Here is a 3118-nt window from a genome sequence, read left to right as displayed (position 1 = left end):
CGCGCTGGACCTGGTCGCCACCGTCCCAGTCGACATCCCCGTGACGGCCAGCTTCACCACCACCGTCTACCACGGGATCACCATCGAGGACATCCCCTTCGGCACCACCGCCGCACTCGGGCCCATCCCCGTCCTCGAGGGCACCGTGAACTCACTGACGATTCCGCCCGTGTACGCCTCCGGTCCCACACCGGTGATTCAGATCGGCAACGCGGACGGTTCAACCGTGATCGTCATCCCCGCCGCCGCCAGCCTCGGACCCGCCACCTGGACGATCATCGACATTGGCGGCGCTCCGGGGTACGGAAATTCGACCACCAACCCATCCTCGGGCTTCTTCAACTCCGGCACCGGCACCGCATCCGGCTTTGCCAACGTCGGCGCCGACACCTCCGGCTTCCGCAACTTCTCCTCCGGCGGCGTCTCGGGCTACCGCAACGTCGGCGCACTGCAGTCGGGGCTGCTCAACTACGGCGAGACCGTGTCGGGCTACTTCAACACCGCCGCCCCCGCCAATGTCTCGGGTGTGGCCAACTTCGGTACCAACCTCGCCGGCCTGTACCGCGACAGTGTGACCGGGACGACGTCCTACAACCTGGGCCCGGCGAATGTGGGCACCTTGAATGCGGGCTTGGGCAATGTCGGTGACTACAACGTCGGCGCAGGAAACATCGGAAACCTGAATCTCGGCGGCGGAAACATCGGCAACCTCAATGCCGGTTTCGGCAACCTCGGCGTCCAGAATCTCGGCTCCGGGAACCTCGGCGACCACAACATCGGCCGGGGAAATTTCGGCGACGACAACCACGGATTCGGCAACGCCGGCAACGCCAACAGCGGCATTGCCAACACCGGCGACTTCAACATCGGCTTGGCCAACAGCGGCAGCAACAACATCGGTATCGGGCTCACCGGTAACGGCGAAATCGGCTTCGGCGCAATGAATTCCGGCAGTGCCAACGACGGGTTGTTCAACTCGGGTACCGGCAATACCGGATTGTTCAACTCCGGCAGCGGGAACGTCGGCATCGGGAACTCCGGCAGTGGTAACTGGGGAATCGGCAACAGTGGTCAGCTCAACACGGGTTTGTTCAGCTCCGGCGACATCAACACCGGCTTGTTCGACTCCGGCAATGCCAACACCGGCATCGGCAACGCAGGGCACTACAACTCCGGCAGCTTCAATGCCGGCAGCTTCAACACCCTGGGCTTCAACCCGGGTTGGTATAACACGGGTCTGGCGAATACCGGCAACTACAACACCGGCCTGGCCAATTCCGGCAACGTCAACACCGGGGCGTTCATCGCGGGAAATTTCAGCAACGGGCTGCTGTGGCGGGGCGATTACCAGGGATTGTTCGGCTTCAACTACACGATTTCCATCCCCGATACCGCCATCCCCGTCGAGCTGGACGTCACCATCCCGATCAACATTCCGATCAGCGCGACGCTGGGCACCCTGACCATCCAGGGCTTCACCATCCCCGAGTACACCGCCGACATCAATATCTTGAGTACCGGAGAGACGCAAGCGCTGAGCGTCGGACCCATCACGCTGGGAGACATTGCGATCTCACTTCCTGCCATTCAAACCACTATCGGCGGGCCGACCACGGCAATATCCGTCAACGGGACGGGCGGCATCGGCCCGATCGCCATACCGATCATCGACATTCCGGCCGCCCCCGGATTCGGCAACTCCACCAGCGTCCCGTCGTCGGGATTCTTCAACGCCGGCACCGGAAGCTCCTCGGGGGTTGCCAACATCGGCACCAACAATTCCGGCTTCTTCAACCTCGGCTCGGGCAGCGCGGGCATCTCGGGCGTCAAGAACGTCGGCGACCTGGTGTCGGGAATGGCGAACCTGGGCAACACCATGTCGGGCCTGTTCAACACGAGCACCCTGGACCTCACCCAGGCAGCCAACGTCTCCGGCGTGGCAAACAGAGGCAGCGACCTGGCCGGATTGTTCGGCAACTTCGCGATCTCGAACATCGGCTTCGCCAACGACGGCGACCTCAACGTCGGCAGTGGCAACGTCGGCGACGTCAACCTCGGCAGCGGGAACATCGGCAGTCGCAACGTCGGCAACGCCAATATCGGCAATTCCAATGTCGGACTGGGAAACCTTGGCGGGCGCAATTTCGGCTCCGGAAACCTCGGCGAACACAACCTCGGTTTCGCCAACCTGGGCGACTCCAACCGCGGGTTCGGGAATGCCGGCGCCGACAACCTCGGATTCGCGAACACCGGCGACGCCAATATCGGCTTCGCCAACACCGGCAGCAACAACATCGGCATCGGCTTGAATGGCAACGGCGAGGTCGGGTTCGGCGCGCTTAATTCGGGCAACGACAACTTCGGGTTGTTCAACTCCGGCAGTGGAAACATTGGACTGTTCAACTCGGGCACCGGAAACATCGGCCTGTTCAACTCCGGCACCGGAAACACCGGCATCGGAAACTCCGGCGCTGGCAACAACGGCATCGACAACGCCGGCAGCTACGGTTCGGGTCTTTGGAATCCGGGTACCGGCAATACCGGCATCGCGAACGCAGGCAATTACAACACCGGCTTATTGAGCGCCGGCACCGCCAACACCGGCCTGGCCAATCCCGGTAGCTACAACACGGGCAGTTACAACACCGGCAGCACCAACACCGGTAGCTTCAATTCGGGCAACTACAACACCGGCTTCTTGAACGCCGGTGACCACAACACCGGGCTGGCGAACACAGGAAACGTCAACACCGGGGCCTTGAACGCCGGAAATTACAGTAACGGCTTCTTCTGGCGCGGTGACTACCAAGGCCTCTATGGTTTCCACGCCGGCATCCACATCCCCGAGTTCTCGGTCGTGGCAATGGATTTGGAAATCCCGGTCAATATCCCTATCAATCTCGACCTCACGAATGTCGTCGTCAATCCCTTCACCATCAAGCCGATCACCGTCAGCGTCCTGGGTTCGTCCTACCTCAGCGTCACCTTCGACACCATTTCCATTCCCGCCCTCACCGGAGTCCTGCCACCGGTGAATGCCCTCATCGGTGGCCCCGACACCTCCATTCCGATCGCGATCAGCAGCGAGATCGGGCCGATCGACATCACTTTCGTCGAT

Annotated in this window: 1 protein-coding gene; it reads left to right on the top strand. The window is 61.8% G+C overall.

Translation table 11 applies throughout. The annotated features are described in order from the left end of the window. Positions 1-3118, top strand: a 3118-nt coding sequence (locus AC5Y7D_RS30710) for a beta strand repeat-containing protein (RefSeq protein ID WP_499929930.1), incomplete at both ends; no start/stop codon positions are given.

The sequence above is a fragment of the Mycobacterium sp. NGS49 genome (assembly GCF_059812565.1).
This window is presented reverse-complemented; position numbering and strand designations above follow the sequence as displayed.